Raw genomic sequence first — 6645 nt, forward strand, 5'->3', positions numbered from 1 at the left:
CCCGGACTGGAACTGCCCGTGGCCGCTGGACTGGCAACGCCACTACCGGGTGCTCGCGGACCTGGTCGACGCCGACGGCAGCCTCCCCGACATCACGCCCGGCGTGCTGTTCGATGGCGATGACATCGGCCGGTGGCTGGAGCGGCAGAAGCAGCCGACCACTTGGGCGCAGCTGTCCACCGAGCAGCAGGAGCGACTGTCCAGGCTGGGCGTCAAACCGCTTCAGGCGCCGTCTCCCGCCCCGGCAGCCACACGCGCGACAAAGGGCCCGAGCAAGGCGCAGCAGGCGTTCCAGCGGGGCCTGGCGGCCCTTGCGCAGTGGGTGGAGCGTGAGGGCGACCGGCCGGTGCCAAGGGGGCACAGCGAACAGATCACGGTCGACGACGAGGCGGAACCCGTGTCTGTGCGGCTGGGCGTATGGGTATCGAACACAAAATCGAGGAGGGACCGGCTGGACACCGACCAGCTCGCCGCACTCGCCGAGCTGGGCATGGACTGGGCAAGGCCGGTGACCGTCCCGCAGGCCGCTCCGGACAGCCTCTGATCGCCGTCTTGCGCCGTGACCGGACCCCGGGCCTCTCAAGGCCCGGGGTCCGTTGCTGTGCGGGCGCCGGACGAAGTGGCGATGAGGTCGTCGGCCTGGTCGTCGGCTAGGACACCCTCCGACAGATGTTCACCGCCTGGCTCGCCGAATACGGCATCCCGGTCCTGGTGGTCCGCGGCTTCGCCTGGACGGCGGTCACGAGCGCTTCGTAGGGGGCACGGTCGAGGGGGAGTTCGGCGTCGACCAGGCCGTGGGGGTCGTGGGAAGCGGGCGTAGCCGCAGTCGGCGCGGGCCAGCAGGGCCGGGGAAGGTCGGCCGAAGGCGGGGGCTGGAGGCCGCGTCCTTGCGGTGCGGGGCCTGCGGGTGTGGGTGCGCTCATGGGGCACCGCCAAGGCGATGGTGCCCAACCCGGTCGGCGCGTCGACGACAGCCTGCTCCCGGCCCGTTCGACCCGCGCGGAAGGTGGTACAGGCTTTTTCCCTGCACACCGGGCTGAAGGGAAGTCAGTTCAGCAACGGACGCCGCTGTTAACGAAGGGTGTTCGATAGGCGACCTCTTTCCATTCGGTATGCCCATTCCAAGTGTGCCCCGCGTAGGAAATCCGAAGGTCGTCAATGAACGCCTTGACGAAGTCTCCATCTTCACACCCCGGGAGGCTCACCTCCCAATGCCCAAGGTCTTCCATGGACTCGAGCGGCGTCAGCCTGCTGTAGGTGCTGATTCCGTTCTTCAGCGTCTGGACCATGCCTCCGGTCACTACACAGCGCCTGGGGTACCAATTATGGAATTCATCGTGCCAGCAAGCGAAGTTCTCGACCGAAACCTTCACCTCGCCCTCATCCGCCTGGATACAGAAGTCGAATTCGGCGCGGTATCCCCCCAACGGGCCGTGGCCGGCGGTCTGATGCTCGCACCGCTCGACAGCAGCTGCGGGGGAGGCCCCCACGAAAACGACGCCGAGGGCCATGGCCGCCCCTGCCGAGAGGGAAGCGACTACCTTCTTCAGCATGGAATTCACAGAGATCTCCTCACATTTGTTCTTGATGGCCGGAAAGAGGCAGGCGAGAATCGCCAGTCGACCTGTGGGGGCCGCCCGCACCCCCTCCTTCACCCAAAGTAGTCACATAACTACACAACGACAGTAGCGGGATGCCTGCGGTCGATCGGCGGATGCGCTGGGTAAACCACCCGGACGTAGGCCAGTGAGGCTCCGACCGCGGTGAGTGCGCCGGAGAGCCAACCCTGGCAGCGAAGGGCAGAGCCGGATCTTCCACGCGTACTCGATCGAGTGCCGGGGCGTCTCGCCCCGGCCGCGCGCGGCCCCGCCGACGCGCGCGAGGGGACATGCGGCCGGCCCGATCCCCCGAGGCGCTCCCCGCGTCCCGCCCGCTCCCTCCCACCCTTCTCCTTCCAGGAGGGCCGGTCGTGGGGTGCTCTGAGGGGGATGTCAGACCCCTGACCACGCTTCTACGGGCCTGGTGAGCTGCGCAGATGCCGGAAGATCGCGGAGGCTCGCGCAAGAGATGCCGCAAGGGAAGGCGCAAGAGATCGTGCAGGAGATGCCGCAAGAGATCTTGCCGCCGGGCAGGGCCGGACCGCCCGTGTGAGTGATGACAGCGGGCGCCAGCAACAGGACACTCCGCAGAAAGCCTTCAAGGGGCCGCGTGCGCAGCACGTCCGGTCCCGCGCCGTGCGCGGCGCGGGCTAACCCTCGGGTGGCCGGTCGGGCCGGGCACGGCTGTGACCTGCGGTGGTCGCGCTCACGGCAGGGCCTTGGCCAGCTCCCCGCCGGAGGCCCGACCAAGGTGATGGTGAGGTACTTGGTCGGGTGCCCACCGGACTGTTCCCGGCCAGTCGCGTCCTGGGTTGCGCCCTGAGTCGCGCCCTGAGTCGCGTCCTGGGTCTCGCCGTAGGTCTCGTCCTGGGTCGCATCGGCCGGTGCCGGACGCGGGCCTTCGGCATGCGGCCTGACCAGGCAGACAAGGGGTCGGCACGAGGCCGGTTACGACGCCGACTACTTCCCCGGGGAGCCCCCTGCGCAAGCACCGGCCCGGTTCCGCCTAGTCCCTGCCCTGCTACGGGACGGGCCCGGCCCGTCCCGGTCACGATGTGACGGCCTGGACGACGCCGACCACGATCGTGCCGAGAGCGCCGGCGGCAGCAACGGCTACGCCGACCGGAACCGCGAACGCCGGGCGGCGGTGAACGGCGTAGCCGAGGCCGACGACCAGGAACCACAGCTGGCACCAAGCCCACACCCACAACAGCGCCGGCATTCCCTTCCCCCACCAGACCACCAAATGGATCCGCACCCAGCAACGCACCTGGACCCAGCTCCACCCCCACCAACAACACCTCCTGGGCACCATCGGCATCCACGGACCCACACCCCTGCACCGCTACAACAGCCACCCAGTACACCTGCCCAACCACCAACGAAACTGATCAAACACCCACAAGACCGACCCAGAACAGGAAACCCCCAGCTCACAAGCCCACCCAGGCCCAGCCCGCAATCAACGCCAAGCGCCTCACCACCACACACCACACCACCGGACCCAACCAGCCAACTGATCAGCCCAGTTCAACACCACACACGCCGATCACAACGAACGAACCGCGACATCCGCGACCCCTCACCGGTTCTCGGGGAGTCGGAAGAGGCCCGGCGGGGCCGGCGCCTGGCGCTCCTGCAGACCGCGCTCCTGGAGCACGCCGCCGCGTGGAACCTGCGCACCGTCATGACGTTCCACCAGAAGGTGGAGGAAGCCGCGGCGTTCGCGGAGAAGCTGCCCGAGACGGCAGCCGAGCTGTACATGAACGACGCCTCGGATGAGGACCTGGCGAGGGCGGAGGAGCTGCCGGAGTCGTCGATCGACGCGGAGTTCTACGAGCTGGAGGCCGGCCGCCACGTCCCGCCGGACCGGGTGTGGTCGGCGTGGCTGTGCGGCGACCACCTCGTGTCCGAGCGGCGCGAGGTCCTGCGGCAGTTCGCCAACGGCATCGACGCGGCCGGGCGGCGGGTCCACCGCGCCTTCCTCGCCAGCGTTCGCGTGCTCGGGGAAGGGGTGGACATCACCGGCGAACGGGGTGTGGAAGCCGTCTGCTTCGCGGACACCCGCGGCTCGCAGGTGGAGATCGTGCAGAACATCGGCCGGGCTCTGAGGCTCAACAGGGACGGCTCCACCAAGGTCGCCCGCATCATCGTGCCGGTGTTCCTGGAGCCGGGCGAGGACCCGCAGGACATGGTCGCCAGTGCCTCGTTCCGTCCCCTTGTAGCGGTCCTCCAGGGTTTGCGTTCGCATGACGAACGTCTGGTCGAGCAGCTCGCTTCCCGGGCGCTCACGAGCGGCAAGCGCAAGGTCCACGTCCGGCGTGACGAGGACGGGCGGATCGTCAGGGCCGGCGGCGAGGGCGACGGCCAGGACCAGGAGCAGGACGACACCGACGCCGCTGCCGAGTCCGCCCTGCTCCACTTCTCCAGCCCGCGCGACGCGGCGACCATCGCGGCCTTCCTGCGCACCCGGGTGTACAGGCCCGAAAGCCTCGTCTGGTTGGAGGGTTACCAGGCGCTGCTGCGATGGCGGAAGGAGAACGAGATCACGGGCCTCTACGCCGTGCCCTACGACGTCGAGGTCGAAGTCGGGGCGACCAAGGCGTTTCCGCTTGGCCGATGGGTGCACCAGCAGAGGAAGGCGCTGCGGGCCGGGGAGCTGGAGGAGCGGCGCAAGACGCTGCTGGACGCCCCGGAGGCCGGGATGGTCTGGGAACCGGGCGAAGAGGCGTGGGAGAACAAGCTCGCCGCGCTCCGGTCCTACCGGCGGGCCACGGGGCATCTCGCCCCGCGTCAGGACGCGGTGTGGGGCGAGGGCGAGGCGATGGTGCCCATCGGGCAGCACATGGCCAACCTCCGGAGGAAGGGCGCGAAGAACGGCCTGGGCAAGGACCCGAAGCGGGCCGCCGTGCGCGCGGCGCAGCTGACGGAGATCGACCCGGACTGGGACTGCCCGTGGCCGCTGGACTGGCAACGCCACTACCGCGTCCTGGCGGACCTGGTCGACGCCGACGGCCAGCTGCCCGACATCGCACCCGGCGTGCTGATGGACGGCGACGACATCGGCAAGTGGCTCCAGCAGCAGAAGCAGCCGGGCACTTGGGCGCGGCTCCTGCCCGAGCAGCAGGAGCGGCTGACCGTGCTGGGCATCAAGCCGCTTGAGGCGCCATCTCCCGCCCCCGCGACCGGGCGCGCGGCGAAGGGTCCGAGCAAGGCACAGCAGGCGTTCCAGCGGGGCCTGGCGGCGCTCGCGCAATGGGTGGAGCGGGAAGGCGTCCGACCTGTACCCCGGCAGGCGGTGGAGACCTTGCCCGATGGGACCGAAACCAAGCTCGGCATCTGGTACAGCAACACCAAGGCCCGGCGCGACAAGCTCACCGAAGAACAGCTGGTCGCGCTCCGAAAGTTGGGTGTCGAATGGGCGTAAGACAGGACAGGAGGAAGCCGGTCGTGGAGCGCCAGGCGGCCTGCCCCTCCTTGTCCAGATGTGGCCGTCAGCCCTCGGGTTCGCCGATGTAGGTGTTCGGCATAATGATCTGTTCGATGCCGGGGGAGAGACGTGGTACTGGTACGGCCTGCGTGGAAATCACCTGTGCGCCGGTGGCTTGGGCGGCATCGGCAATGTCACGGAGAACTTCGTGAACGACGTCGCTTGCGATTCCCTGCTGGAAGGGGTTGTCGAGCATGAGGAATCCCGGGTAAGGGCAGTCGTCCCCCAGGTCCCTGGCCAGGAACAGTAGGGCCCTGCTGTAGGCGAGGAAGAACAGCACTCGCGCTTCGGCTCCGAGAACTTGGCTCCAGGGGCGGGTCCCGACGTAGAAGGTCAGGTCGTCCGCGCTGATCGCCACATTCCCTGCCACCCAGACATCGTCGCGGTGGCGGTTGAGAAATTCGTTCATCCGATCAGCGAACAGGGCGCAGCGGTCGATGGGCGTTCTCCCTGTGGTGGGGGTTTCATCGAGTTGCTGCTTTAGTCGGTTCAGTCTGTCTTGGGCAGCCTGGCTCGTCTGCGTGGCGGCAGTCTTGCGGGTGAGCATCTGCTCGATGGCGGGCAGCGCCATGAGTTTTTGTTCCAGGGCGGCGGTCTGGGCGGCCATCTCTTCGAGTCTGGCCATGAACGGGGCGAGGCGGGCGGCCCGGTCGACGTTCAGCTGCCTGGCGATGTCTTGGTGGGTGCTCTGGGCGTGCCGGTGGTCGGTTTTTGCTTGGTCGAGGTCGTGGCTGGTTCGGGCGATGACTTCTTGGAGGTCGTCGGCCTCTGCGGCCAGGGACCGCTTCTCTAGTTCTCCGCGTCGTCTGCGCTGGTCCTCGGTCACTGGCTGGGTGCAGACGTAGCAGGTGCCCTCTGGGTGATCGCGATGGATGTCGATCTTCTGCTCGCAGGCAGGACACAGGCGCACCGGCAGGCTGTCGAAGATGTCGACGGAGGCGAGAAGGCGTTCCATGCGGGCGATCTCTGCTCGGACGGTGTTGTGAGACTGCATGTGGGCAGTCAGGACCTGCTCGAGGCCGGCGACGGTCTCGGCGGTGCTCGTGAGGTTCTGGGTCGCCTGCTCGTACTGCTGCGACAGGGTGGCGTCGTAGCCATGGCTCACTGCCCCGGCGTCGCCTTCTTGGCGTCGTCCGGCAACAAGCTGCTCCACTTCGCGGGTCAGCTGGGAACGTTGCCTGACAACCGCGTCGAGCTCGGCCCGCAAGTCGGTTCTGATGGAGTTGACCTGCTGCTCGCTCCTGGGTGTTGGCAGATGCAAGTTCTCGCAGACGGCTGCGACGGCTCGGTCTGTGCTGTCATGCACCTCTCGTTCGGCCGCCTGCGCCTGTGCGAGTCGGCGTTGTGCTGCCGCAAGCTCGAAGTCGTGGTTGCTGTACCTGGTGGGGGCGAAACCCAAGAGGTAGCTGATGACGGCTCGCCTCAGGAACTCTTGTTCCTTGTCAGCGAACTGAGTCCACGAGTCCTCGTTGCGGTAGATGTGCCGCAGCACGCTGCGGAACGTCAGAGGTGTGAGCTCGGTGGCGGTGGTGGCCTGGATACCTTTGGGAATGCTAA

At 67.8% G+C, this 6645-nt stretch carries 5 protein-coding genes; 2 read left to right on the forward strand and 3 right to left on the reverse strand.

Annotated elements, in window-relative coordinates:
* A partial coding sequence (locus AC3ET3_RS35605) for a helicase associated domain-containing protein (protein WP_435613681.1) occupies positions 1–544 on the forward strand: 544 nt, incomplete at its 5' end.
* 508 nt (positions 545–1052) lie between these two features.
* Here AC3ET3_RS35605 and AC3ET3_RS35610 read toward each other — a convergent pair.
* The gene (locus AC3ET3_RS35610; protein ID WP_384941219.1) at positions 1053–1562 is read right to left on the reverse strand and encodes a hypothetical protein; all 510 of its coding nucleotides are present in this window, start codon (positions 1560–1562) and stop codon (positions 1053–1055) included.
* Between the two features lie 1084 nt (positions 1563–2646).
* A complete protein-coding gene (locus AC3ET3_RS35615) occupies positions 2647–2856 on the reverse strand; it encodes a hypothetical protein (RefSeq protein ID WP_384941221.1) in 210 nt (69 codons plus the stop codon).
* A 429-nt stretch (positions 2857–3285) separates the two neighbouring features.
* On the opposite strand from AC3ET3_RS35615, the gene AC3ET3_RS35620 reads away from it, so the two are divergent.
* The gene (locus tag AC3ET3_RS35620; protein ID WP_384941222.1) at positions 3286–5025 is read left to right on the forward strand and encodes a helicase associated domain-containing protein; all 1740 of its coding nucleotides are present in this window, start codon (positions 3286–3288) and stop codon (positions 5023–5025) included.
* A gap of 67 nt (positions 5026–5092) precedes the next feature.
* Here the strand turns inward: AC3ET3_RS35620 and AC3ET3_RS35625 are convergent.
* Positions 5093–6645, reverse strand: a 1553-nt coding sequence (locus AC3ET3_RS35625) for a coiled-coil domain-containing protein (protein ID WP_435613682.1), incomplete at its 5' end; no start/stop codon positions are given.

Source organism: Streptomyces sp. bgisy159, from assembly GCF_057707805.1.